Origin of the sequence: Nocardioides glacieisoli, from assembly GCF_004137245.1 — a bacterium.
Lineage (GTDB): Bacteria > Actinomycetota > Actinomycetes > Propionibacteriales > Nocardioidaceae > Nocardioides > Nocardioides glacieisoli.
Genome location: NZ_SDWS01000001.1, coordinates 338,597 through 362,165, shown reverse-complemented (window position 1 = coordinate 362,165; position 23,569 = coordinate 338,597). Strand labels below are relative to the sequence as shown.

General features: G+C 71.0%; 22 protein-coding genes. 11 read left to right on the top strand and 11 right to left on the bottom strand.

The features are described 5' to 3' along the window. The first annotated feature begins 8 nt into the window (after positions 1-8). From EUA06_RS01790 to EUA06_RS01775, 4 genes are all read left to right on the top strand, one after another. Positions 9-566 (top strand): GNAT family N-acetyltransferase, encoded by a 558-nt coding sequence (locus EUA06_RS01790; protein ID WP_129473284.1) that lies wholly within the window; start codon positions 9-11, stop codon positions 564-566. A 118-nt stretch (positions 567-684) separates the two neighbouring features. Continuing rightward, positions 685-912, top strand: a complete 228-nt coding sequence (locus EUA06_RS01785; RefSeq protein WP_129473283.1) for a hypothetical protein — start codon at positions 685-687, stop codon at positions 910-912. Positions 913-921: 9 nt separating this feature from the next. Next, complete coding sequence (locus EUA06_RS01780; RefSeq protein ID WP_129473282.1) at positions 922-1,653, top strand: AzlC family ABC transporter permease; 732 nt, start codon at positions 922-924, stop codon at positions 1,651-1,653. Beyond that, a complete protein-coding gene (locus tag EUA06_RS01775; protein ID WP_129473281.1) occupies positions 1,653-1,949 on the top strand; it encodes an AzlD domain-containing protein in 297 nt (98 codons plus the stop codon). The genes EUA06_RS01780 and EUA06_RS01775 overlap by 1 nt, the downstream gene beginning before the upstream one ends. A gap of 54 nt (positions 1,950-2,003) precedes the next feature. On the opposite strand, the gene dapB is transcribed toward EUA06_RS01775, so the two are convergent. Beyond that, the gene (gene dapB / locus EUA06_RS01770) at positions 2,004-2,747 is read right to left on the bottom strand and encodes a 4-hydroxy-tetrahydrodipicolinate reductase (protein WP_129473729.1); all 744 of its coding nucleotides are present in this window, start codon (positions 2,745-2,747) and stop codon (positions 2,004-2,006) included. Between the two features lie 126 nt (positions 2,748-2,873). Between dapB and EUA06_RS01765 the strand changes: the two genes are divergently transcribed. Further along, positions 2,874-3,389, top strand: coding sequence for a class I SAM-dependent methyltransferase (locus EUA06_RS01765; RefSeq protein ID WP_129473280.1), 516 nt, complete (start codon positions 2,874-2,876; stop codon positions 3,387-3,389). A 171-nt stretch (positions 3,390-3,560) separates the two neighbouring features. Here EUA06_RS01765 and EUA06_RS01760 read toward each other — a convergent pair whose 3' ends face one another. The 4 genes from EUA06_RS01760 to EUA06_RS01745 form a co-directional block, all read right to left on the bottom strand. Continuing rightward, the gene (locus EUA06_RS01760) at positions 3,561-4,880 is read right to left on the bottom strand and encodes a M16 family metallopeptidase (protein ID WP_242497906.1); all 1,320 of its coding nucleotides are present in this window, start codon (positions 4,878-4,880) and stop codon (positions 3,561-3,563) included. Positions 4,881-4,994: 114 nt separating this feature from the next. Beyond that, the gene (locus EUA06_RS01755) at positions 4,995-7,226 is read right to left on the bottom strand and encodes a polyribonucleotide nucleotidyltransferase (protein WP_129473278.1); all 2,232 of its coding nucleotides are present in this window, start codon (positions 7,224-7,226) and stop codon (positions 4,995-4,997) included. Between the two features lie 333 nt (positions 7,227-7,559). Continuing rightward, complete coding sequence (gene rpsO / locus EUA06_RS01750) at positions 7,560-7,835, bottom strand: 30S ribosomal protein S15 (RefSeq protein WP_129473277.1); 276 nt, start codon at positions 7,833-7,835, stop codon at positions 7,560-7,562. Positions 7,836-8,011: 176 nt separating this feature from the next. Next, a complete protein-coding gene (locus EUA06_RS01745; protein WP_129473276.1) occupies positions 8,012-8,278 on the bottom strand; it encodes a DUF6458 family protein in 267 nt (88 codons plus the stop codon). Positions 8,279-8,392: 114 nt separating this feature from the next. Here EUA06_RS01745 and EUA06_RS01740 point away from each other — a divergent pair, with 114 nt between their 5' ends. Both EUA06_RS01740 and EUA06_RS01735 read left to right on the top strand, forming a co-directional pair. Further along, positions 8,393-10,498, top strand: a complete 2,106-nt coding sequence (locus EUA06_RS01740; protein ID WP_129473275.1) for a molybdopterin-dependent oxidoreductase — start codon at positions 8,393-8,395, stop codon at positions 10,496-10,498. Between the two features lie 109 nt (positions 10,499-10,607). Then, positions 10,608-11,549, top strand: coding sequence for a TauD/TfdA dioxygenase family protein (locus EUA06_RS01735; protein WP_129473274.1), 942 nt, complete (start codon positions 10,608-10,610; stop codon positions 11,547-11,549). 58 nt (positions 11,550-11,607) lie between these two features. Here EUA06_RS01735 and EUA06_RS22275 read toward each other — a convergent pair whose 3' ends face one another. From EUA06_RS22275 to ptsP, 4 genes are all read right to left on the bottom strand, one after another. Continuing rightward, the gene (locus EUA06_RS22275) at positions 11,608-12,042 is read right to left on the bottom strand and encodes a PTS mannitol transporter subunit IIA (protein ID WP_165354218.1); all 435 of its coding nucleotides are present in this window, start codon (positions 12,040-12,042) and stop codon (positions 11,608-11,610) included. A 111-nt stretch (positions 12,043-12,153) separates the two neighbouring features. Then, positions 12,154-13,674: a PTS mannitol transporter subunit IIBC gene (locus EUA06_RS01730; protein WP_165354217.1), complete on the bottom strand. Its 1,521-nt coding sequence runs from the start codon at positions 13,672-13,674 to the stop codon at positions 12,154-12,156. Between the two features lie 117 nt (positions 13,675-13,791). Continuing rightward, the gene (locus tag EUA06_RS01725; RefSeq protein ID WP_129473273.1) at positions 13,792-15,546 is read right to left on the bottom strand and encodes an alcohol dehydrogenase catalytic domain-containing protein; all 1,755 of its coding nucleotides are present in this window, start codon (positions 15,544-15,546) and stop codon (positions 13,792-13,794) included. A 43-nt stretch (positions 15,547-15,589) separates the two neighbouring features. Continuing rightward, complete coding sequence (gene ptsP / locus EUA06_RS01720; RefSeq protein WP_129473272.1) at positions 15,590-17,269, bottom strand: phosphoenolpyruvate--protein phosphotransferase; 1,680 nt, start codon at positions 17,267-17,269, stop codon at positions 15,590-15,592. A gap of 93 nt (positions 17,270-17,362) precedes the next feature. Here ptsP and EUA06_RS01715 point away from each other — a divergent pair, with 93 nt between their 5' ends. From EUA06_RS01715 to EUA06_RS01700, 4 genes are read left to right on the top strand one after another with little or no spacing between them, the layout of a single operon-like run. Further along, positions 17,363-18,130 carry a DeoR/GlpR family DNA-binding transcription regulator gene (locus EUA06_RS01715; protein WP_129473271.1) on the top strand — a complete coding sequence of 256 codons (768 nt, stop codon included), beginning with the start codon at positions 17,363-17,365 and terminating at the stop codon, positions 18,128-18,130. Continuing rightward, a complete protein-coding gene (locus EUA06_RS01710) occupies positions 18,127-19,080 on the top strand; it encodes a 1-phosphofructokinase family hexose kinase (protein WP_129473270.1) in 954 nt (317 codons plus the stop codon). The genes EUA06_RS01715 and EUA06_RS01710 overlap by 4 nt, the downstream gene beginning before the upstream one ends. Then, a complete protein-coding gene (locus tag EUA06_RS01705) occupies positions 19,077-21,155 on the top strand; it encodes a PTS fructose transporter subunit IIABC (RefSeq protein ID WP_129473269.1) in 2,079 nt (692 codons plus the stop codon). The genes EUA06_RS01710 and EUA06_RS01705 overlap by 4 nt, the downstream gene beginning before the upstream one ends. Before the next feature lie 46 nt (positions 21,156-21,201). Beyond that, entirely contained in the window at positions 21,202-21,444 is a 243-nt protein-coding gene (locus EUA06_RS01700; RefSeq protein ID WP_129425779.1) for an HPr family phosphocarrier protein, read from the top strand. A gap of 161 nt (positions 21,445-21,605) precedes the next feature. Here the strand turns inward: EUA06_RS01700 and EUA06_RS01695 are convergent, their stop codons facing one another. Beyond that, on the bottom strand, positions 21,606-22,586 hold the full coding sequence (locus EUA06_RS01695) for a hypothetical protein (protein ID WP_129473268.1): 981 nt from the start codon (positions 22,584-22,586) through the stop codon (positions 21,606-21,608). After that, positions 22,583-23,518: a bifunctional riboflavin kinase/FAD synthetase gene (locus tag EUA06_RS01690; protein ID WP_129473267.1), complete on the bottom strand. Its 936-nt coding sequence runs from the start codon at positions 23,516-23,518 to the stop codon at positions 22,583-22,585. Before EUA06_RS01690 ends, EUA06_RS01695 begins: the two co-directional genes overlap by 4 nt. Between the last annotated feature and the right edge of the window lie 51 nt (positions 23,519-23,569).

Here is a 23,569-nt window from a genome sequence, read left to right as displayed (position 1 = left end):
CCCCGCAGATGAGCCACAGCCACGGCGGTCCGACCGCCGACGTGTCCGTGCGCATCGCGTGGGCCGACGACGCCGCCGCGATCGCCGGCGTCCAGGTGCGCGCCTGGCCCGAGATGTACGCCGACCTGCTGCCGGCCGAGGCGCTGCCCACCGACGTCGAGGCCGTGGCCGTCCAGTGGCGCCAGGTGCTCGCCAAGCCGGCCGACGCGCGCCACCGCGCCCTGGTCGCGCTCGAGCGCAACCGGGTCGTCGGCTTCGCCCTCACCTCCCCCGCCGTCGACCCCGACTGCGACCCGGTCGCCGACGGCGAGCTGGCCGAGGTGACGCTCGACCCGCGCGAGCGGTCCAAGGGCCACGGGTCGCGCCTGCTCCAGGCGGCCGTCGACACACTGGCGGCCGACCGCTTCACCCGGGCGGTGACGTGGGTCAACGCCGAGGACGACGCGCTGCGCTCGTTCCTCACCGACGCGGGCTGGGCACCGGACAGCGCGCACCGCGAGCTCGACCTCGACGGGACCGGCGCCACGACCGTGAAGCAGGTCCGGCTCCACACCGCGATCGGGTGAGCGGGACGGGCTCCCCCGAACGAGCCCCCGAAACCCACCCTTGAGTGTCTTGTTTTTTCTGTGACGCGCGTCACCATGGAAGGGCCGGTCACTTCGCCGGCCCAGCACGGGGGTCCAGATGCTAGGTCCGCTTCCCACGCTACACCGGTTCGTCCTCGTCCTCGCCGCACTCGTCGTGTGCGTCGGCATCGGTCTCTGGTTCGGCGCCATGCCGGAGATCCCGCTCAACCTGCGCGTCGGCCTGCTCGCCGGTGGCGCCACGGGCGTGGCTGCGGCGTTCGTCCTCGTCCACGACTTCCACCAGCGCCAGGAACGCCCGGCGCGGGTGCGCAGGCGGGTGCTCTAACCTCACCCCGTGACCGAGAGCGTTCTCAGCCCGGCTGAGCGCTCGGGGATCATCCGCGACGGCCTCGCGGTCGGCCTCGCCACCGGGGCGTACGGCATCGGGTTCGGTGCGGTCTCGGTGGCCTCCGGGCTCAGCGTGGCGCAGACCTGCGTGCTGTCGCTGCTCATGTTCACCGGAGCGAGCCAGTTCGCGCTCGTGGGTGTCGTCGCCGCCGGCGGCGCCCCGCTGTCCGGTGCCGCGACCGCGCTGCTCCTGGGCACCCGCAACACCCTCTACGGCCTGCGGATGGCGCCCCTGCTGCGGTGGCGCGGGTGGCGCCGGGTGGCCGCCGCGCACGTGCTCATCGACGAGTCGACCGCCATGGCCGTCAACCGCCCTAGCGTCGAGGGTGCCCGCCTCGGGTTCGCCACGACGGGCGTCGCGGTCTTCGTCCTGTGGAACCTCGCGACCGCGATCGGGGCCTTCGCCGGCGAGGCGGTCGGCGACCCGCGGACCTTCGGTCTCGACGCCGCCGTGGGCGCGGCGTTCCTCGCCCTGCTGTGGCCACGGTTGAAGGACCGCCGCAACATCCTGGTGGCGGTGCTGGGCGCGGCCGTCGCCCTGACGATGGTGCCGATCACGGCGGCGGGGGTGCCCGTGCTGGCGGCCGGCGGCGTGGCCGTGCTCGTCGGGGTGCTCTCGAAGCGGGACGACCCCACGGAGTACCCCGGCCCCGACGACGTGGCGGGCGGTCACCGCTGATGTGGACCGCGATCCTGCTGGCCTGCGTCGGCTGCTACCTGCTCAAGCTCGCCGGGCTGTCGCTCCCGGAGCGGGTGCTGAGCCACCCGACGGTCGAGCGGGTGGCCGACCTGATCCCGGTGGCGCTGCTCGCCGCGCTGGTCGCGGTGCAGGTGTTCTCAGGCGGGACGTCGCTCACCCTCGACGCCCGGGTGCTCGGGCTGGGGTTCGCCGTCGTGGCGCTGCTCCTGCGGATGCCCTTCCTCGTGGTGGTCGTGGGGGCGTCGGTCGTGGCTGCTCTCGCTCGCCTCGTCTGACGCCCCCACGTCCGTCGTACGGGTGCCGGTGATCGCCGCCCGCTCCGGAGGGCCTCAGCGCAGGTCGAGGAAGGCGTCGAGCCCCACCGTGAGACCCGGGTGGTCGGCGACGTTCCGGACGCCGGTCAGGACGCCCGGGGCGAACGACACCCGGTCGAGCGAGTCGTGCCGGATGGTGAGCGTCTCCCCTGCCGCACCGAGGAGCACCTCCTGGTGGGCGACGAGTCCGCGCACCCGCAGCGCATGGACGCGTACGCCGTCCACGTCGGCGCCGCGGGCCCCGTCGAGGCCCGTCGAGGTCGCGTCTGGCATCGGGGCGCTGCCGGCCTCGCGTCGGGCGGCGGCGATCATCTCCGCGGTGCGCCGGGCGGTTCCGGACGGGGCGTCGGCCTTGTCGGGGTGGTGCAGCTCGACGACCTCCACCGACTCGAAGAACGGCGCGGCCTCGGCGGCGAAGCGCATCATCAGGATCGCGCCGATGCTGAAGTTTGGAGCGATCAGCACCCCGACGTCCGGTGAGCCGGCGAGCCACTCCTCCAGCCGGTCGAGCCGCTCCTGGTCGAAGCCGGTGGTGCCGACGACGGCGTGGATGCCGTGCTCGATGCAGAAGCGGAGGTTGTCCATCACGACGTCGGGGTGGGTGAAGTCCACGACGACCTGGGCGCCCGACCGGGCGAGCTCCTCGATGTCGTCGCCCGCGTCGACCGACGCCACGAGCTCGGTGTCCGGCGCCGCCTCGACGGCCCGGCAGACCTCGGCCCCGACCTTGCCGCGCGCACCCAGCACGCCGACCTTGATCGGTGGGTGGTCGGCGGTTCCCTGCGGTGTCGGCTCACGCGTGCTCACGCCGACAATCTAGTGGTGCGGGTGCCCGACGGGTGGCGGTGGCTGACGCGCGCACACGTGTCTGGCAGGCTGTAGGCCATGCCACTCGCGACCATCCCGCCGCGCATCAAGTGGGCCGTCGACCTCATGGACGTGCAGCCCGCCGACCAGGTGCTCGAGATCGGCTGCGGCCCCGGTGCAGGGGCCGAGGCGATCTGCAGCCACCTCGAGACCGGCAAGCTGTTCGCGATCGACCGGTCGGAGTCCGGAGTCGACCGCACCAAGCGTCGCAACCAGAAGTACGTCGACGCCGGCCGGCTCGTCGTACGCCAGATCGACCTCGCCACGCTGCGGGTCCCGGTCAAGCGCCTCAACAAGGTCTTCGCGTTCAACGTGAACCTGTTCTGGGTGCGCCCCTGCGACGACGAGATCGCCCTGCTCCACGAGCGGGTGGTCCCCGGTGGCGCGGTCTACCTCTTCTACGACGCCGCCCGCCCCGAGCTGGTGCCCAACATCGTGAAGAAGGCCTCGGAGAACCTGCTGCGCGGCGGCTTCCGCGTCAGCGTGGTCGAGCAGAAGGGCCCCCCGGTCATCGGGATCATCGCGCGCAGGTGACCGTCGTCGACGGTCGAGCGTGCGAGTCCGTCCGCGACGGTCGGCAAGCATGGTGGTCGAGTAGCGCGCACGCCTGAGGGACGAAGGCGTGACCGCGCGTACCGAGACCCGGTCAGCGGAGCAGCATGCTCCGCCGAGGGTCTCGATACGAATCGCTCGTTCCTCGCTCGGCTACTCGACCGCCGGGGAACCCGGGCCGACGACCGCGAGCAGCTCGGGCTGGGTGAACAGCTCGCGGGCGAGGGTGGCGATGTCCTCGCGGGTGACGCTCTCGATGCGGCGGACCACCTCATCGATGGTCAGCAGCTCGTCGTGGACCAGCTCAGCCTTGCCGATGCGCGACATCCGCGAGGCGGAGTCCTCGAGGCCGAGCAGCAGGCCGCCCTTGAGCTGGCCCTTCCCGCGCTCCACCTCCTCCTCGGTGAGCCCGTCGGCCGCGACCTTGGCGAGCTCGGCGCGCACGGTCTCCAGCACCGCGTCGTACTTGCCGGGCAGGCAGCCCACCGACACCCCGACCACGCCGGCGTCGGCGTGGTGGCTGGCGAAGGAGTAGACGGAGTAGGCCAGGCCACGGTGCTCGCGCACCTCCTGGAACATCCGCGACGAGGTGCCACCGCCGAGGGCGGTGTTGAGCACGCCGAGGGCGTAGCGCCGCGGGTCGGTGCGGGTGAGGCCCTTCACGCCGAGGACGAGGTTCACCTGCTCCTGCGGGCGGACCGTTCGCGCCTGGCCGGGGTTGACCTTGCGGGCCTTCTCGGACTGCGCCGACGGCGTCGGGGTGGCCTCGCCGTCGAGGAAGCCCTGGCGCGCGAACGCCTGCTTGACCTGGCGTACGACGTCCGCGTGGTCGATGTTGCCGGCGACGGACACGACCATGTTGCCGGGCGTGTAGTGGCGCCGGTAGAACCGCTGGACCTGCGCCCGCGTCATCGCCGTGATGGACGCCTCGGTGCCGGCGATCGGCCGGCCGAGCGGGGTGTCACCCCACGCCTGGTGGGCGAAGAGGTTGTGCACCACGTCGTCGGGATCGTCGTCGTGCATCGCGATCTCGTCGAGGATCACGTCACGCTCGGCCTCGACGTCGGCCTCGGTGATGGTCGAGGCCGTCACCATGTCGCCCAGCACGTCGACCGCGGTGTCGAGGTCCTCGTCGAGGACCCTGGCGTGGAAGACCGTGTACTCCTTGGTGGTGAAGGCGTTGAACTCGCCGCCCACCGCGTCGAGCGCGACCGAGATCTCCATCGCGGTGCGCTCGGGGGTGCCCTTGAAGAGCAGGTGCTCGAGGAAGTGCGAGCAGCCGTGCAGGGACGGGGTCTCGTCCCGCGACCCCACGTTGACCCACACACCGATGCTGGCCGAGCGGGTGCCAGCCATCTGCTCGGTGACGATCCGCAGGCCGCTCGGCAGGACCGTACGACGTACGCGCGAGGTCACCGCTCCCTCGGCGTCCTTGACGGTGTGGAGGGTGCGGGTGGTGCCGTTCTTCTGCACGGGGGTCCTTCCAGGTGAAGCAAAGGGGGTGGAGCAAGGGGGTGGTGCCAGTGGTGGAACGCCACGACCGGCCGGCGGAGGCCGCCGGCCGGTCGTGGTGTGGAACGAGTCAGGTCACTCGTCGTCGGTCGACTCGGCCTCGGCCGACTCCTCGGAGCCGCCCTCGTCCTCGACCACGGGGACCAGCGACAGCTTGCCGCGGTCGTCGATCTCGGCGATGGAGACCTGGACCTTCTGGCCGACCGAGAGGACGTCCTCGACGGCCTCGACGCGCTTGCCGCCGGCGAGGGCGCGCAGCTTGCTGATGTGCAGCAGGCCGTCCTTGCCGGGCATGAGCGAGACGAAGGCGCCGAAGTTGGTCGTCTTCACCACGGTGCCGAGGTAGCGCTCGCCGACCTCGGGCATGGTCGGGTTGGCGATCGCGTTGACCGCGGCCTTGGCAGCCTCGGCCGCCTCGCCGTTGGTCGCACCGATGTAGACCGTGCCGTCGTCCTCGATGGACAGCGTCGCGCCCGTGTCGTCCTGGATCTGGTTGATGACCTTGCCCTTGGGCCCGATCACCTCGCCGATCTTGTCGACCGGCACGCGGACGGTGATGATGCGCGGCGCGTGGATCGACATCTCCTCGGGAGCGTCGATCGCCTCGGCCATCACGTCGAGGATCGCCAGGCGCGCGTCGCGGGCCTGGGTCAGCGCGGCGGCCAGCACCTCGGCGGGGATGCCGTCGAGCTTGGTGTCGAGCTGGAGGGCCGTGACGAACTCGCGCGTGCCGGCGACCTTGAAGTCCATGTCGCCGAACGCGTCCTCGGCGCCGAGGATGTCGGTCAGCGCGACGTACTGCGTCTCGCCGTCGACCTCGTCGGAGATGAGGCCCATCGCGATGCCGGCGACGGACGCCTTGAGCGGCACACCGGCCTGCAGCAGCGACAGGGTCGAGGCGCAGACCGAGCCCATCGAGGTGGAGCCGTTGGAGCCCATGGCCTCGGAGAGCTGGCGGATCGCGTAGGGGAACTCCTCGCGCGACGGCAGCACGGGCAGGAGGGCGCGGCGCGCGAGCGCACCGTGGCCGACCTCGCGACGCTTGGGCGAGCCCACGCGGCCGGTCTCACCGGTGGAGAACGGCGGGAAGACGTACTTGTGCATGTAGCGGCGGTGCTTCTCCGGCGACAGCGTGTCGAGCTGCTGCTCCAGCTTGAGCATGTTGAGGGTGGTGACGCCCAGGATCTGGGTCTCGCCACGCTCGAACAGCGCCGAGCCGTGGACGCGCGGGATCACGTTGACCTCGGCGTGCAGCGGGCGGATGTCGGCGAGGCCGCGACCGTCGATGCGGACCTTGTCGCGGAGCACGCGCTGGCGGACCAGGTTCTTGTTCAGCGAGCGGAACGCCGCGCCGATCTCCTTCTCGCGACCCTCGAACTGGCCGGAGAGCTTCTCGAGCAGGGCGCCCTTGATCTCGTCGACCTTGAGCTCGCGCTCCTGCTTGTCGCCGATGGTCATCGCGGCGGCGGTGTCGTCCTTGGCGGCCGACTCGACGGCGGCGTAGACGTCGTCCTCGTAGTCGAGGAAGACCGGGAAGTCCTGGACGGGCTTGGCCGACTCGGCAGCGAGCTGGGCCTGGGCCTCGACGAGCTGCTTGATGAAGGGCTTCGCGGCGTCGAGGCCACCGGCCACGATCTCCTCGGTGGGCGCCTGGGCGCCGTTCTGGACGAGCGCGTAGGTGTCCTCGGGGGCCTCGGCCTCGACCATCATGATGGCGACGTCACCGGTCTCGGTGACACGGCCCGCGACGACCATGTCGAACACGGCAGTCTCGAGCTGCGAGTGCGACGGGAAGGCGACCCACTGGCCCTCGATGAGGGCGACGCGGACGCCACCGACCGGACCGGAGAACGGCAGGCCGGAGAGCTGGGTGGAGAGCGACGCGGCGTTGATCGCGAGCACGTCGTAGGGCTGGTCGGGGTCGAGGGCCATGACCGTGATGACGACCTGGACCTCGTTGCGCAGGCCCTTCTTGAAGGTCGGGCGCAGCGGCCGGTCGATGAGGCGGCAGGTGAGGATCGCGTCCTCGCCCGGGCGACCCTCGGAGCGGAAGAAGGAGCCGGGGATCTGGCCCACGGCGTACATCCGCTCCTCGACGTCGATCGTCAGGGGGAAGAAGTCGAAGTGGTCCTTGGGCGTCTTGCCCGCGGTTGTCGCCGAGAGCAGCATGGTCTCGTCGTCGAGGTACGCCGTGACGGAGCCGGCGGCCTGACGGGCCAGCAGGCCGGTCTCGAACTTGATGGTGCGCTTGCCGAACTTGCCGTTGTCGAGAACGGTCTCGACGGCGGAGATGATGGGTTCACTCATGGAAGCAGGATCCTGCTTTCTCTTCGCGGAGCGATCCGCGGCGCCACACTCACGATGGTGAGGGGCTTCGAAGCCCCGCGGAGGCCGGTCTTCGATCGAGGCCCGCAGATCCGTTGATCTGAAGGCCACTACCGAGGACCGAGCCGGACGTGCGGGTCGCTCCTGTTGGTTGTGTGTTCAGTTGTCGTTGATCAGCCTAGGCCAGAGCCAGGCCACACCGGGTCTGAGCGTCGTCAGGGGCGTGGCCTGGCAAGGCGGAGGAGCGAAGGCGACCTGGGAGCGAAGCGGTCGTCGAGCGACGACAACGCAGCCAGGGCGCGTCCATGGCGTCGCTCAGCGACGGAGGCCGAGGCGCTCGACGATAGAGCGGTAGCGCTCGATCTCGGTCTTGTTGAGGTAGTTGAGCAGCCGACGGCGCTGGCCGACGAGCAGCAGCAGGCCACGACGGCTGTGGTGGTCGTGCTTGTGCGTCTTGAGGTGCTCGGTGAGGTGCGAGATGCGGTGGCTGAGCAGCGCGATCTGGACCTCGGGCGAACCGGTGTCGCCCTCGGCGACGGCGTACTCGGCGATGATCTTCTTCTTGGTCTCCGCGTCGGTACCAATCGACATGGGGGCTCCTTCGGTTCTCGTTGCGCGGCGCGCCCGGGCCTGTTCACCGGGGCACTCTGGATCCGCGGCCGTTGTCACGGCGTGTCGCCCGCTTGGGCAACCGCAGAAGCATATCGAGGCGCGGGAGGGAAGGCCCAATCCGCGCCGCGCAGCGAGCTGGAGCGTGCGAGCAGTGCTCAGACTGCCGGCGGGGGCGGCGGGTCGGACTCGTCGGTCCGCTGGGTGGTGGCCTGGCGGCCCTGGGCGTCCGTCGTGGTCGCGGTGGTGGTGTGGCGACGCTTGGTGTTCTGCTGGGCGATCGTGAGCACGAGCCAGAGAACTCCGGCCACGACGAGGATCCAGCCGAGCGTGACGATCTCGAGCGGACCGACCTGCTGCTGGTCGAATGCCAGCGCGAGGATCAGTCCGACGACGATGAGGCCGATCGGCCCTCCGAAACCCATGACGGTCTCCATTCTGTTGGGGTGCCGACCCGTGACCGGGTGGGCGGGGTGAGTCTGTCCGCTCCGCCGTCCGCTGTCACCCTCCCCCCGGGTGCGGCGTGCGACGATCGGCCCATGGCTGAGAAGCGGATCGGTGTGTGCAACCTGTGCGAGGCGATCTGCGGGCTCGAGCTCACGATCGAGGGGCGCGAGGTCATCGGCGTGCGGGGGAACGACGCCGACCCGCTGTCGCGCGGCCACATCTGCCCCAAGGGCGTCGCCATCGCGGACGTGTACGCCGACCCCGACCGGTTGAAGCGTCCGGTGAGACGGGTCCACGGGGGTTGGGAGGAGATCGGCTGGGACGAGGCCTTCGACCTGGTCGCGGACAACCTGGCCCGCGTCATCAACGAGCACGGCGACGACGCGCTCGGCGTCTACCTCGGCAACCCCAACGCCCACAGCCTCGGCTCGATGACCCACGGCACCGCGATGTTCAAGTCGTTCCGCACGAAGAACCGCTACTCCGCCACCTCGGTCGACCAGCTCCCCCACCAGCTGGTCGCGCACCTGATGTTCGGCCACCAGCTCTTCCTGCCGATCCCCGACATCGACCGCACGTCGTGGTTCCTGGTGATCGGGGCGAACCCGATGGCGTCCAACGGATCGCTCATGACGGTCCCCGACTTCCCGAACCGGGCCCGCGAGCTCAAGGCCCGCGGCGGGCGGATGGTCGTGCTCGACCCGCGGCGCACCGAGACCGCGAAGATCGCCGACGAGCACCACTTCGTCCGTCCCGGCACCGACGCCTGGGTGCTGCTGGCGATGCTCCACGTCCTGGTGACCGAGGGCTGCCCCGAGGTGGCGTCGTACGTCGACGGGCTGGCGACGGTGGTCGACCTCGTCGCCGACTTCACCCCCGAGCGCGCCGAGGCGATGAGCGGGCTGCCCGCCGAGGAGATCCGTCGACTCACACGTGAGCTGGTCGCCGCCGACGCCGGTGTGGTCTACAGCCGGATCGGCGTGTCCGCCGGGCCGTGGGGCACCGTGTGCCAGTGGGCGGTGAACTGCCTCAACGTCCTCAGCGGCAACCTCGACCGGGCCGGCGGGGCGATGTTCACCTCCCCGGCGATCGATGCCGTCGGCACCGGGCTCATCGGGCGCGGCCACCACTACGCGTGGCGCTCACGGGTGCGCGGCCTCCCGGAGACCGCGGGCGAGCTGCCGGTGTCCGCCCTGCGCGAGGAGATCGAGACGCCCGGCGAGGGGCAGGTGCGCGCGATGCTGACCGTCGCCGGCAACCCGGTCCTCTCGACGCCCGACGGGTCGCGGCTCGACGGCGCGCTGCGCGGCCTGGACTTCATGGCGGCCGTCGACATCTACGTCAACGAGACCACCCGTCACGCCGACGTGATCCTGCCGCCGACGACGGCGCTCGAGCGCGACCACTACGACCTGGTGTTCCACCTGCTGGCCGTGCGCGACACCGCCCGGTTCACGCCCGCGGTCTTCGAGAAGGACGCCGACCAGCGCCATGACTGGCAGATCTTCCGCGAGATCACCCTGCGCACGACCGCGCGGCTGGAGCGGAAGGCGCCACTCAAGAAGCGCCTGGTCCAGCGGGCACGGCTCACCGCGAGCCCGACCTTCCTCATCACCCAGCTGCTGCGGCGCGGCTCGAGCGGGGTGACGATGAAGAAGCTGCGTGCCCGCCCGGCCGGGATCGACCTCGGCCCGCTCCGCGGCGGCCAGCTGCCCGCCCGGCTGCCCTCGAAGGGCAAGCGCCTCGACCTGGCGCCGGCGCTCGTGGTGGCCGATGTCGCCCGGCTCGCCGCCGTCGACGTGCCGACCGGTGACGAGCTGCTGCTGATCGGCCGGCGCCACAAGCAGGACTGCAACTCCTGGATGCACAACTCCGAGCGGCTGACCCGGGGCCGCCCGCGCCACCAGCTGCTGATGAACCCTGACGACCTCGCCCACCGTGACCTCGCCGACGGCGCCCTGGTGCGCGTCACGTCCCGGATCGGCTCCGTCGAGGTCGAGGTGGCCGCCTCGGACGACCTGATGCCCGGCGTGGTGTCACTCCCCCACGGCTACGGGCACGCCAGGGAAGGCGTCCTGATGACCCGCAGCCGCGAGGTCCCAGGTGTCTCGATCAACGACCTCACCGACCCCGAGCTGCTCGACGTGTCGGGCAACGCCGCCCTCAACGGCGTACCGGTCGCGGTCACTCCTGCCTGACGCCCGACAGGGCGAACCCCGCACGTCGACCCTGGGATCGCGGCCCGCTGGCGCGTTCAATGTCTAGTCAGACGCTAGACATTCAGCCAGCCCAGGACAGGGAGACGCCATGACGCTCCAGCTCGACCAGCAGCCCGCCCGCACCGACCTCGAGGTGCACCGGATCGGTGGCCGGATCGGCGCCCGTATCGACGGCGTACGACTCACCGGAGACCTCGACGACGCCGACGTGGCGCGGATCCGCGCCGCGATCCTGCAGCACAAGGTCGTGTTCTTCCGCGGCCAGGACCACCTCGACGACCAGGCGCACATCGCGTTGGCCGAGCGGCTCGGCACCCTCACCACCGCGCACCCGACCGTCAACACCGGGAGTGAGCGGGTCTGGACCCTGACGGCCAACAAGGGAATGGCGGCCAACAGCTGGCACACCGACGTGACGTTCGTCGACCGGGTGCCGGCGTTCAGCATCCTGCGGGGCGTCACGATCCCGCCCTACGGCGGCAACACCGTGTGGGCCAACACGGCGGACGCCTACGAGCGCCTGCCCGAGGCGCTCAAGGCCCTGGTCGACAACCTCTGGGCGGTGCACACCAACGCCTACGACTACGCCGACCGGGACGAGAGCGAGGACCACGACGACGAGGTCGCCGTGCGGCGCCGGGCACAGTTCCGCTCGACCTCCTACGAGACGAAGCACCCCGTGGTCCGCGTGCACCCCGAGACCGGCGAGCGGTCGCTGCTGCTGGGGCACTTCGTGAAGGAGTTCGTCGGCTTCAACCAGCGGGAGTCGAGCACCCTCTTCAACCTGCTGCAGAACCGGGTCACCCGGCTCGAGAACACGATCCGCTGGACCTGGCAGCAGGGCGACGTGGCGATCTGGGACAACCGCGCCACCCAGCACTACGCCGTCGCGGACTTCGGCGAGGAGCCGCGCGAGGTGCGCCGGATCACCGTCGCGGGCGACGTCCCGGTGTCGGTCGACGGCCGGCCCAGCGAGGTGCTCGTCGGGGACTCGTCCGCCTACACGAACCTGGACGCGCTGATCAGCTGACCCGCACGCACAGGAGCCCCCGCCGGACAGCTGGCGGGGGCTCCTGTGTGGTCGAGGGTCAGGTGCTGACGTCGCCCAGGACGGCGAGCACGTCGTCCGGCCTCTGCGCCGCGTCGAGCCTGGCGATGCTGTCGTCGTCGGTGAACGCACCGGCGAGCGCCTGGAGCACCGTGAGGTGGTCGTCGCCCGCGCCGGCGATGCCGACGACATACTTCGCGGGGCTGCCCTTCCAGTCGATCGGCTCGTCGTAGCGGATGAACGAGATGGCCGTCTGGCGGATCAGGGCCTTGGCCTCGTTGGTGCCGTGCGGGATCGCCAGGCCGTTGCCCATGAAGGTGGAGACCGAGGTCTCGCGCTCGTGCATGGCGTCGACGTACGCCTCGTCGACGGCACCGCTCGCGACCAGCAGGCGGCCGGCCTCGGCGATGGCCCCGTCACGGTCCGTGGCCTGACCGCCGAGGACGATGGACTCCCGGCTCAGTACGTCGCTCATCTGGTGCCTCTTCCTGTCGCTGTAGGTGTCATGTCTTCTGTGTACCCCAACGGCCGGACCCGGCCCTCCGCACCGCGGAGGGCCGGGCTCAGGGGGTGACCGGCCGTCGTGCTACGAGGTGGACGAGTTGTTCTGCTCGACCATCTCGACGATCTCGTCGTACCTGGGGCTGCCCATGAAGTTGTCGACCGAGACGTGCACGGCGGACGGGGTCTTCTCACGGGCTCGATCGGTGAGGTCCTGGTGGGTGACCACCAGGTCCACGTCGTCGCTCAGGTCCGAGATCGCCTTGTTGACCACCGTGACCTCCGGGTGACCGGCGGCCTGGATCTTCTTGCGGAGCACCGAGGCACCCATGGCCGAGGAACCCATCCCGGCGTCACACGCGAAGACGATGTTGCGGATCTCGCGCGTGGCCGTCGCCGTGGCACCGGTCAGGGTGCCGGTGACCGAGGACTTCTTGCCCTTCATCGTCTCCATGCTCGCGGCGGCGCCGGCGAGGTCGCCCTCGTCGTCCGCCTTGTCGGTCTTGAGCAGCAGGGCCGCGACGGTGAAGGAAGCCGCCGCACCGCCGATGACGGACAGGATGACACCGATGAAGCTGCCTCCCGGGGTGTTGATCAGCACCGCGATGATCGAGCCCGGTGCTGCAGGAGCCTGCAGGCCGGAGTCGAAGAGGAGGTTGATCGAGATCTGCGCCATCCCTCCCGCGATCATCGCGAGAATGAGCTTGGGCTTCATCAGCACGTAGGGGAAGTAGATCTCGTGGATGCCGCCGACGAAGTGGATGAGCAGCGCGCCGGGAGCCGACGCCTTCGCCGCACCCTTGCCGAACATCATGAACGCCAGGAGCAGGCCTGCGCCGGCGGCCGGGTTGGCCTCCAGCAGGAACAGGATGGACTTGCCGTTCTCGCTGGCCTCGGTCAGGCCGAGCGGGGTCAGGACGCCCTGGTTGATCGCGTTGTTGAGGAAGAGGACCTTGGCCGGCTCAATGAACACCGAGGTCAGCGGGAGGAGGGAGTTCTCGACGAGGAAGTCGATCACCTCGCCCGCCCGAGCGCTGAACCACTCCACGAACGGACCCGCCACCACGAAGCCGACGATGGCCAGGAACATGCCCCAGATGCCGGCTGAGTAGTTGTTGACCAGCATCTCGAAGCCGGGCCGGATCTTGTGCGACCACATCGCGTCGAGCTTCTTCATCGACCAGCCGCCGAGCGGGCCCATGACCATCGCGCCCAGGAACATCGGGACGCCGGCAGCCGCGATGGCGCCCATGGTGGCGATGGCGCCGACGACGCCGCCGCGGATGCTGTTGTCGTAGGTCATCCGGCCACCGGTGTAGCCGATGAGGAGCGGCAGCAAGTAGGTGATCATCACACCCACGACGCCGCCGCTCTCGGAGTTGCCCCAGCCGCCGAACTCGGCGACCCAGCTGTCGGGGCTGAGCCAGGCGTTGTCGCCACCGCCCAGGTTGAGCCATCCGTTCTCGATGAACAGCGCGGTGATCAGGCCCCACGCGATGAACGCGGCGATGTTGGGCAGGACCATGTTGGAGAGAAACGTGCCGAACTTCTGCACGCGGACGCGTGCCCCCGAGCCGGCAGAGGGGTTGGAGACTGTGGTCGCCATGCTGATGTCCTCCAGTTGAACGTGGGGTGACCCCCATCACATGATGAGGGGATCAAACCACGCGAACGGGGCTGTTGCCAAGCATCCGGGCATGAATTCGTGCCCGACTCTGTGGTTTTACCCGTGGGCCGGCTGCTGCTTGCTCAACTGAGCGTCGAAGAAGGCCTTCTCCGCCTCGTCGTTCCACGTGTCTCCGGGCCCGAGCAGCGCCGCGACGTCCGGGAGCGTGTCCTTGAGCTCGTCGAGGCCCATGAGCGGGAGGTCGTGGATCTGGGGGAAGATCAGGACCTTGCCCGAGTAGGTGCCGTCGACGAGGGCCTGGAGGCCGTCCTTGGCCGCGAGCATGCCGCCGACCGCGCCCACGATGGAGCCCGGGGACAGCTCGCCCTGGATCGCGAGGTCCACGACCTGCTGCTGGTCGTGGATGGTCAGGCCCGACGTCCCGGTGTACTGGGCGTTGGCCAGGTACACCGCGCTGAGGTTGAGCGGCGCCAGCGTGCCGTTGGGGACGCCGGCGAAGAAGACGAGCATGCCGTCGGCGTTCATCAGGGTGTCGGCCTCGGCCATCACCTCGGCGATCGGGACGCTGACGACCACGTCGTCGGCCCCCTTGCCGTCGGTGATCCCCATGACGAAGTCTTGGAGGGACTGCTCCGAGGTCTGGGAGTTGAAGGTCAGCAGCTCGCAGTCGTTGGCCTGCGCGAGGTGGGCCAGTCGGTCCTCGAGGCTCTTCAGGCGCTCGTCGCTCACCTCGGTGGCGACGATCGTCCTGGGGCCGTCGGCCTGCTGGATGGCCCGCTGGACGTGCATCAGCCCCATGGGTCCACCGGCGCCGACGAAGACCGTGGTGCCGCGCGAGCGGAGGTCGCATCGGTTGCGCGCCTCTCCGTAGGAGGCGGCAATGTCGGGGCCCCGACCACCGAGGTAGGCGGTGTAGTCGTAGTGCAGGCGGCCCACGTCGGTGTCCACCAGGCCGTCCAGTGCGGTCTCCCCCACCATGTTGAGGGTGCCTCGCCGGGCGATGTGGGTGGCCACAGCACCCGCCGTCGCCGCGGACCGCGGGTCGAGCATGACGATGTCGTCGAAGCCGGCGCCATCGGTCAGCTCGTCCACCAGCGCCTGGTAGTCGTCGGTGCCGATGCCGTCGCGCACGACCACGGTGGCCGAGGCGCCGTCCACGAGCGACACCACGGAGGCGGGCACGTCGGTCAGCACGATGGTGGCCGGGGCATCCAGCCCGGAGGAGAAGGCGTACTCCCGCTCGTCGCCGGGCCGCCCGACGATCCACATGGTCCCGCCCGGCTTGGGCTCGAGACGGCGGCGCTGGGTGTAGGCAGCCATCACGCAGCCCCACGGCTCCAGCGTGGAGCCCTCGGCGTACCCCATCGAGTCGGGCAGCGGCAGCAGGCAGGCGCCGTCGTCGGTCTCGAGCATCTCGGCGCCCATGAGGTGGTACTGGATCAGGCCGCCGGGGATGGTGTAGCCGTAGGCGGTGCTCCGGCCGTCCTGGTAGATGTCGGGCTGCACGGCCAGCCGCTGGCCGGCGCTGTAGCGGTCCTTGAGGTTGTCGCCGACCTCGATGACGGTGAGGCTCACCTCGTGCCCGAGCCGGGTGGGCTCCTTCGACAGATCGCGGTCGTAGAGCTTCGGGTGGCTGCCGCCCTGGCGCATGATCTTCACGTCGGAGAAGCAGAGGCCCACGCTGTCGATGCGCACCAGCATGTGGTCGGCGTCCGGGCTGGGGACGGGGGTCAGCTCGGGAGCGCCGTCCTTCCCCATGTTGTCCTCGCCGGCGCCGTGCAGGTACCAGGTCCAGGCGCCCTCGGGAAGCTCGGAATCCGCCGCGCGGTAGCGGTCGTACGCTGATGTCATGGTTCCTCCGATGTGAAGTTGGACGGATGTGGTGGCGCGGGGCTCAGTGCCCCAGCACCTCGCGCACGGCGGCGCGTGCGGCCATCGGGTCGGGAGCGCCGAGGGCGGCCTCGGCGGCCGCCTCGCACGTCTCCAGCGACACGCGGCTGAGCTGGGCGCCGACAGGGCGTACGGCGCGCGCGGCCATCGAGAGCGACGAGATCCCCATCCCGATGAGCGCCGTCGCGAGCAGGGGGTCGGCGGCGGCCTCGCCGCAGACCCCGACGGGCTTGCCCGCCTCCTTGCCCGCGTGGGCGGTGATCGCGATCAGCTGGAGCACGGCGGGCTGCCAGGGGTCGGTGAGGTGGGCGAGGTCGGTCGCCATCCGGTCGGCGGCCATCGTGTACTGGGTGAGGTCGTTGGTGCCGATCGAGAGGAAGTCGACCACCTCGAGCATCCGGTGCGCGAGCAGAGCGGCGCTCGGGATCTCCACCATGACGCCCGGCTTGAGGCCGCGGGCGCGGACCTTCTCGGCGAAGTCGGTGGCCTCGGCGACGGTGGCCACCATCGGCGCCATCACCCACGTCTCGGTGCCGGTGCTCTTCGCAGCCGCGGCGATGCCGTCGAGCTGACGGTCCATCAGGCCCGGGTTGTCGAAGCTCAGTCGCAGGCCGCGCACGCCGAGTGCGGGATTCTCCTCGCCCTCGTGCGTGGCGAACGCGATCGGCTTGTCGGAGCCGGCGTCGAGCGTGCGGACGACGACGTAGCGCCCGTCGGCGTACGGCGCGAGCACGGCGCTGTAGATGTCGGCCTGCTCCTCGACCGTCGGCTCGTTCTTCTGGTCGAGGAAGCAGAGCTCGGTGCGGAACAGACCGACCCCCTGCACGGGCTCGACGCCCGCGGACTCGGCGGACGAGCCGTCCGCGACGTTGGCGAGCAGCTTGAGCGGCAGGCCGTCGAGCGTGGCGGCCGGGCCCGTCCAGCTCGCGAGCTCCTCACGCAGGCGTCGGCTCTCCTCGACGCGCGAGCGGGCCTCGTCGGGGTCGGCACCCAGCTCGATGGTGCCGGTCTCGCCGTCGACGACGACGAAGGTGCCGGACGCGAGCTCCATGATCCCGGCGGCGCCGACGACGCACGGGATGCCGAGCTGGCGGGCGATGATCGCGGTGTGGCTGGTCGCGCCACCGCGCTCGGTGACCAGCGCGGTCACCAGGGCCGGGTCGAGGCCGGAGGTGTCGCTCGGCGCGAGGTCCTCGGCCACCAGGATCGACGGCTCGCTCGGCGTCGGGACGCCGGGAGCCGGCTCGCCCACGAGGTGCGCGACGACGCGGCGCTCGATGTCGCGCAGGTCGGTGACGCGCTCGGCCATCAGGCCGCCCATGGTGGTGAAGATCGTGACGAACTGGTCGACCGCCCCCTGGACGGCCGCGACGGGACCCTGCCCGGCCTGCAGGTTCTTGTTCACCGCGCCGCGCAGGCCCTTGTCACGGGCGAGCCCGGCACTGGCGGTGAGCACCTCGGCCGCTGCGCCCTGGGCCGAGGCCGCCTTGCTGGTGAACGTGTCGGCCACCGCGCCCGCCGCGTCGTCGTACGCCGCCAGGGCTGCGTCGGCGTCAGCGAAGTCGCCGTCGCCGAAACGTGCGATCGCGTCGGGCGAGACCTCGCCGCGGACGTGGAGGACGGGGCCTGCTGCGACGCCCGGCACGACCGGGGTCCCGCTCAGGCTGCCAGTGGGTGTGGTCATGGACACACCGTAGAACAAGGCAAGGTTGACAGGCAACACATTCGGGACTAAAACAACACATACGCAGATCCGCACACTGCCGGGAGGAGGACCATGTACGCCGAAGAGCGTCAGCAGGCGATGGCCCAGCTGATCAGTCGTCGCGGTCGGTTGTCGGTGGTCCAGCTCGCCGAGGAGTTCGAGGTCACGACCGAGACGGTGCGCCGCGATCTCTCCACCCTCGACCGGATGGGTGTGGTGCGTCGGGTCCATGGCGGCGCCGTGCCCGCCGGGTCCCTGAAGGTCATCGAATCAGGGATCGTCGAGCGCGACCAGTCCAACACGCAGGCCAAGGAGGCCATCGCCAACGCGGCGGTCGCGCTCCTCCCGCCGCCCGACTCGGTCGTCGTGATCGACGCCGGCAGCACCACCGCGCGGTTCGCCGCCGCGCTCCCCCGCGACCACCGGCTCACCGTCATCACCCACGCAGTCCCGGTCGCTACCCGTCTCGCCGGACTGCCCCAGATCCAGCTGCACCTCCTTCCCGGCCGGGTCCGCCCCACGACGCACGCCGCGGTCGGGGCCGAGACCGTCGCCGCGCTCGCCGACCTGCGGGCCGATGTCGCCTTCGTGGCGACCAACGGCCTCACGGTCGGCCACGGCTTGACCACTCCCGACAGCGACGAGGCCGCCAGCAAGCGCGCGATCATCGCCTGTGCGCGGCGCACGGTGGTGCTCGCCGACTCCACCAAGCTCGGCGTCGAGAACGCGGTGCGGTTCGCCACCCTCGACAGCGTCGACGTGCTCGTGACCGACAGAGGCATCGATCCCCAGGACCGCCGCGCCCTGGAACAAGCCGGAATCGAGGTGGTGGTCGCATGATCCTGACCCTGACGCCCAACCCGAGCATCGACCGCACGGTCGCGCTCGACGGCGAGCTGACCCGCGGGCAGGTCCACCGCGTCGCGTCGGTGACCTCGCAGGGCGGTGGCAAGGGGGTGAACATCTCGCGCGCGGCCATCAGCGCCGACATCCCCAGCATCGCCGTCGTACCTGCCGCGAAGGACGACCCGTTCGTCCTCGAGCTGCTGACCGCGGGCATCGACTGCCGGCCCGTGCGACCCGCGGGCAACGTGCGGGTCAACCTCACGATCACCGAGCCGGACGGCACGACGACCAAGCTCAACTCCCCCGGCGCCGAGGTGCTCCCGCTCCACCTCGAGCTGATGGCCCAGGCCGTGCTCGTCCGCGCGTCCAGTGCGGCGTGGACCGTCCTGGCCGGCTCCCTGCCCGCGGGCGCTCCCCCGGAGTTCTACGCCGAGCTCGTACGCCGCCTGCGTGAGGTGGGCGGCCGGGTGGCCGTCGACACCAGCGAGGCCCCGCTCCAGGCGCTCGTCGACGGCCTGCCCACGTCGGCTCCCGACCTGATGAAGCCCAACGGCGAGGAGCTGGCCTCCTTCACCGGCGGCGACCCCGACGAGCTGGAGTCCGACCCGGCCGCCACCGCCGTCGCGGCCCGCCAGCTCATCGACGGCGGAGTCGGTGCCGTGCTCGCCACCCTCGGCGGCAACGGCGCCGTCCTGGTCACCCCCGAGGGCGCCTGGCACGCCACGCCGCCCCCCACCACCGTCGTCAGCACCGTCGGCGCTGGTGACTCCTCCCTCTTCGGCTACCTGCTCGGCGACATCAGGGGTCTTGCGGCCCCCGACCGCCTGGCGTTGGCTGTTGCCTACGGCAGCGCCGCCGCAGGTCTGCCCGGCACCACCATCCCCCAGCCCTCACAGCTCCGCACGGAGCTGGTCGGCGTCACCGCACTCGGAGACACCTCATGACCGACCTCATCACCACGGACCTGGTGCGCCTCGGCGCAGCCTGGGGCCAGGACAAGCACGACGTCATCCGCGCGCTCGCGGGTGTCGTCGACGACGCCGGGCGCGCCACCGACCGGGACCAGCTCGTCGAGGACGCGTTCGCACGCGAGTCCACCTCCTCGACCGGGCTCCCGGGCGGCATCGCCATCCCCCACTGCCGCACGGCGGGCGTCGAGACGCCGACCCTCGCCTTCGCCCGGCTCGACCCGCCGGTCGACTTCGGCGCCAAGGACGGCCCGGCCGACATCGCCTTCCTGATCGCCGCTCCCGCCGGCGGCGACGCCGACCACCTGACGATCCTGACCAAGCTCGCCCGCGCGCTGGTCAAGCCCGCCTTCACCGACGCGCTCCGCTCCGCGGAGTCGGCCGACGAGGTCGTCGACCTGATCACCCACGAGATCGGCGAGGCCGCGCCCGCCAAGCCGGTCCCGGCCTCCGGCGCCCCGTCCGGTGCCGCGACGCCCACGGGCGGTGAGGTCCCCGCGACCGCCGCCGCGCCGGCTGCTGGTGGTGCGCCCTCCGGCGCGAAGCCCTCGCTGGTCGCCGTCACCGCCTGCCCGACCGGGATCGCGCACACCTACATGGCCGCCGAGGCCCTCGAGGCCGCCGCCGAGCGCGCGGGGGTCGACCTCCAGGTCGAGACCCAGGGCTCCGCCGGCTCCACTCCCCTCGCCCCGGCCACGATCGCTGCCGCCGGAGCGGTGATCTTCGCGGTCGACGTGGGGGTGCGCGACCGTTCCCGCTTCGCGGGCAAGCCGATGGTGAGCTCGGGCGTGAAGCGACCCATCGACGACGCCGACGCGATGATCGCCGAGGCGCTGCGCTACGCCGCGGATCCGTCGAGCGCCCCGCGCGTGGAGGGGACGGCCAGCGAGGCGTCGCAGTCCACGGGCGACAAGCAGTCCTTCGGTGCCACGGCCCGCCGGGTCCTGATGACCGGCGTCTCCTACATGATCCCGTTCGTCGCCGCCGGCGGCCTGCTGATCGCCCTCGGCTTCCTCTTCGGAGGCTACGAGATCGTCAACGACGGCCAGACGATCGCGGTCGACAACACGTTCTTCAACCTTCCCGACGTCAACGAGCTCGGCCTCGACCACGCGCTTTTCGGGAGCGCGTTCTTCGCCTACCTCGGTGCGCTGCTCTTCACCCTCGGCGCCGCGGCCTTCGGGTTCCTGGTGCCCGCCCTGGCCGGCTACATCGCGTACGCCATCGCCGACCGCCCCGGCATCGCGCCGGGCTTCGTCATGGGCGCCATCGCCGGCAGCATCAACTCCGGCTTCCTCGGTGGCATCGTCGGCGGCGTCCTCGCCGGCATCGTGGCGCTGTGGATCACCCGCTGGAAGGTGCCCCCCTGGATGCGAGGCCTGATGCCCGTGCTGGTGATCCCGCTGCTGGCGACGCTGATCAGCGGCTTCGTCATGGTGGTGGTCCTCGGCAAGCCGCTCGCCGGCCTGATGGAGGCGCTGTCCGACGGCCTCAACAGCCTGCAGGGCGGGTCGGCGGTCATCCTCGGCGTCATCCTCGGCCTGATGATGGCCTTCGACATGGGCGGCCCGCTCAACAAGACGGCGTACGCCTTCGCCACCACCGGGCTCGGCGCCGCCGCGACCGCGACGGACGCCCCCGAGCTCCGCGTGATGGCAGCCGTCATGCTCGCCGGCATGGTCCCGCCGCTGGCGCTGGCCCTGGCCACGGTCGTACGACCGAAGCTGTTCACGGTCCCCGAGCGCGAGAACGGCAAGGCCGCCTGGGCCATGGGGGCGTCGTTCATCACCGAGGGCGCCATCCCGTTCGCAGCGGCCGACCCGCTGCGCGTCATCCCGCCCATCATGGCCGGCAGCGCGCTCACGGGCGCCCTGTCGATGGGCCTCGACGTCAGCCTCCGCGCCCCGCACGGCGGGATCTTCGTCATCTTCGCCGTCGACGGCGTCGCGGGCTTTTTCGTCGCTCTCCTGGCCGGAGTCTTGCTGAGCGCCGCGCTCGTCGTGGTGCTCAAGACGATGGGCCGCTCCGACGCCGACGTCGCCACCGTCTGACCACCAACCCGACCGACAACGTACGACCAACCCTCCAAGGAGAACCATGCCCAGCAAGTCCGTCGTCGTCGGCTCCGCCGTCGGCCTGCACGCCCGTCCCGCCGCGATCATCGCCGAGAAGGCCGGCGAGCTCGGCTCCGACGTCACCATCAACGGAGTCGACGCCAGCTCGTCGCTGATGATCATGACCCTCGGCGCCGGCAACGGTGACACCGTGGAGGTGGCCGGCGACGACCAGGCCGCCGTCGACACGATCGCCGCTCTCGTCGAGCAGGACCTCGACGCCTGACCGGTCCGTCCTGATGGGCGGTGGTCCAGCCACGTTCCGTACGCCGGAACTGTGGCTGGGCCACCGCCCATCGGCGTGTCCCGGCTCGACGCGCCCGCGAGCGGTGGCGGAGCCACACTCCGAGGCCGTCCAACGTGGGTGGACCACCGCTCGACGAGCGGTCAGTCGCGCTCGCGCGTCGCGAGGTAGACCGCGCGCATCCCGACCGCCCGCTCGAGCTGCCGCTCGACGACGGAGAAGAACTGGCGGCGGTAGGTGTCGTCGGTGACCGCCGACACCGTGAAGTAGAACCCGCTGAAGGACGCGAGGAAGAGCGAGACCTTCATCAGCGAGACCGAGACGTGGGGCAGGAAGGGTGCGTTGCCGACGTTGTCCCGCCCGGTCCAGGACTCCTGGGTCGCGGTCTCCATCACCAGCGACCCGAAGAGCATGAAGAAGGCGAACACGGTCAACGACAGGAGCAGCACCTGCACGGCCTGGATGACCAGCAGCACGAGGATCAGGTTCCAGCGCTCGAAGCCCTCCACCTGGGCGTGCTCCTGGGGGTCGATCGACGGGTCCGCAGCGACCCGTCGGCTGGCCTCCTCGAGCGGAGTGTCGGCGCAGGCGCGCACGAGGAAGTCGCCGTCGACCTCGTCGTCGACCCGGTCCACCTCCTCCGGCAGTCGCGTCATCAGGAAGAGCACGGCCAGGCCGAACATCAGCAGCACGGTGAACCAGAGCACCCCGAACGGCAGGTTGCTCGTCATCTCCCACGCCTCGGCGTTGACGAAGAGGAACGTGACGAAGACCAGCAGGAGCGGCAGTGCGCGTGAGGCCATCGGCACCAGGTAGCGCAGGCTGCCCAGCGTGCGCGACAGCGCGAACCCGAGGATGGGCCTCGCGTGCAGCGCGGTCGCGGCGTACCAGAGCAGCCCGAGGAACATGACCGTGATCCAGACGCCCGGCCCGGCCGAGTAGGTGTCGGAGGCCCAGCCCAGCAGGCCGCCGGCAGCGACGGCGACCACCACGAGCAGCACCAGGACCGGCACCAGCCGGCGGGGACGCAGGCCGGCGCGCGCGGCCGCCCGCTCCTCGGCCACGAAGTAGGGCAGCCCGTGGGCCAGGAACCACTCCTCGACCGGCGTGTGCCCGGTGGTCACGCGAGGATCTCGCGCGCGCGTCGTACGTCGTCGTGCATGGTCTCGATCAGCGCCGGCACGCCCTCGAACTTCACCTGGCCGCGCAGCCGGTCCACGAACTCGACCACCACCTCGACGCCGTAGAGCTCGAGGTCGTCACGGTCGAGGACGTAGGACTCGACGCGACGCTCGCGCTCGCCGTCGAACGTCGGGTTGGTGCCGACGGAGATCGCTGCGGGGTAGCGCTCCCCCGTGTCGAGCCGGGTCAGCCAGCCGGCGTACACGCCGTCCACCGGCGCTGCGTCGACCGGCGGGATCGGGACGTTGGCGGTGGGGAAGCCGAGCTCACGACCGCGCTTGTCTCCCTCGACGACGGTGCCGCGGACCGTGAACGCCCTGCCGAGCGCCTCGGCCGCACCGGCGACGTCGCCGGTGGCCAGGCACTGGCGGACATAGGTCGAGCTCCAGACCTGCGGTCCGCCGTCGAGGGGTACGCCGACCGTGTCGAAGTCGCGGGTCGCACCGGCCTCCACGAGGGTGGCCACCTCGCCCGCGGCCTTGGCCCCGAAGCGGAAGTTGGAGCCGACGACCACCGCACCCGCGTGCAGCGTCTCGACCAGGATCCGGTCGATGAACTCCGCCGGCGACCAGCTGGCGATCTGGCGGTCGAAGGCCAGCACGAGGATCGCGTCCACCCCGGCCGACTCGAGCAGCCGGGCCCGGGTCTCGATCGAGGACAGCGTCGGTGGGGCGTGCTCGGGCCGCAGGACGGCCATGGGGTGCGGGTCGAAGGTCACCGCGACGACGGTCGCGATGCCGAGCCGGGCCGCGGTCGCGCGCGCCTCACGGAGGACGTGGGCGTGTCCGAGGTGCACGCCGTCGAAGTTCCCGATGCTCACGACGGTGCGGCCGAGGTCGGCCGGCACGTCGTCGACTCCACGCCAGATCTGCACCCGGGAAGCCTAGCGGCGCGGGGCTCGCGCCCCGCGCCGCCGGTCCCCCAC

What these genes read in the sequence shown, in the direction of transcription:
- EUA06_RS01740 (WP_129473275.1), top strand. Translation starts at nt 8,393, where the DNA reads ATGGCTGAGAAGCGGATCGGTGTGTGCAACCTGTGCGAGGCGATCTGC.
- ptsP (WP_129473272.1), bottom strand. Translation starts at nt 17,269, where the DNA reads ATGACCACACCCACTGGCAGCCTGAGCGGGACCCCGGTCGTGCCGGGC.
- EUA06_RS01710 (WP_129473270.1), top strand. Translation starts at nt 18,127, where the DNA reads ATGATCCTGACCCTGACGCCCAACCCGAGCATCGACCGCACGGTCGCG.
- EUA06_RS01755 (WP_129473278.1), bottom strand. Translation starts at nt 7,226, where the DNA reads ATGAGTGAACCCATCATCTCCGCCGTCGAGACCGTTCTCGACAACGGC.
- EUA06_RS01790 (WP_129473284.1), top strand. Translation starts at nt 9, where the DNA reads ATGAGCCACAGCCACGGCGGTCCGACCGCCGACGTGTCCGTGCGCATC.
- EUA06_RS01715 (WP_129473271.1), top strand. Translation starts at nt 17,363, where the DNA reads ATGTACGCCGAAGAGCGTCAGCAGGCGATGGCCCAGCTGATCAGTCGT.
- EUA06_RS01785 (WP_129473283.1), top strand. Translation starts at nt 685, where the DNA reads ATGCTAGGTCCGCTTCCCACGCTACACCGGTTCGTCCTCGTCCTCGCC.
- EUA06_RS01775 (WP_129473281.1), top strand. Translation starts at nt 1,653, where the DNA reads ATGTGGACCGCGATCCTGCTGGCCTGCGTCGGCTGCTACCTGCTCAAG.
- EUA06_RS01705 (WP_129473269.1), top strand. Translation starts at nt 19,077, where the DNA reads ATGACCGACCTCATCACCACGGACCTGGTGCGCCTCGGCGCAGCCTGG.
- EUA06_RS01700 (WP_129425779.1), top strand. Translation starts at nt 21,202, where the DNA reads ATGCCCAGCAAGTCCGTCGTCGTCGGCTCCGCCGTCGGCCTGCACGCC.
- rpsO (WP_129473277.1), bottom strand. Translation starts at nt 7,835, where the DNA reads ATGTCGATTGGTACCGACGCGGAGACCAAGAAGAAGATCATCGCCGAG.
- EUA06_RS01735 (WP_129473274.1), top strand. Translation starts at nt 10,608, where the DNA reads ATGACGCTCCAGCTCGACCAGCAGCCCGCCCGCACCGACCTCGAGGTG.
- EUA06_RS22275 (WP_165354218.1), bottom strand. Translation starts at nt 12,042, where the DNA reads ATGAGCGACGTACTGAGCCGGGAGTCCATCGTCCTCGGCGGTCAGGCC.
- EUA06_RS01730 (WP_165354217.1), bottom strand. Translation starts at nt 13,674, where the DNA reads ATGGCGACCACAGTCTCCAACCCCTCTGCCGGCTCGGGGGCACGCGTC.
- EUA06_RS01745 (WP_129473276.1), bottom strand. Translation starts at nt 8,278, where the DNA reads ATGGGTTTCGGAGGGCCGATCGGCCTCATCGTCGTCGGACTGATCCTC.
- EUA06_RS01725 (WP_129473273.1), bottom strand. Translation starts at nt 15,546, where the DNA reads ATGACATCAGCGTACGACCGCTACCGCGCGGCGGATTCCGAGCTTCCC.
- EUA06_RS01765 (WP_129473280.1), top strand. Translation starts at nt 2,874, where the DNA reads ATGCCACTCGCGACCATCCCGCCGCGCATCAAGTGGGCCGTCGACCTC.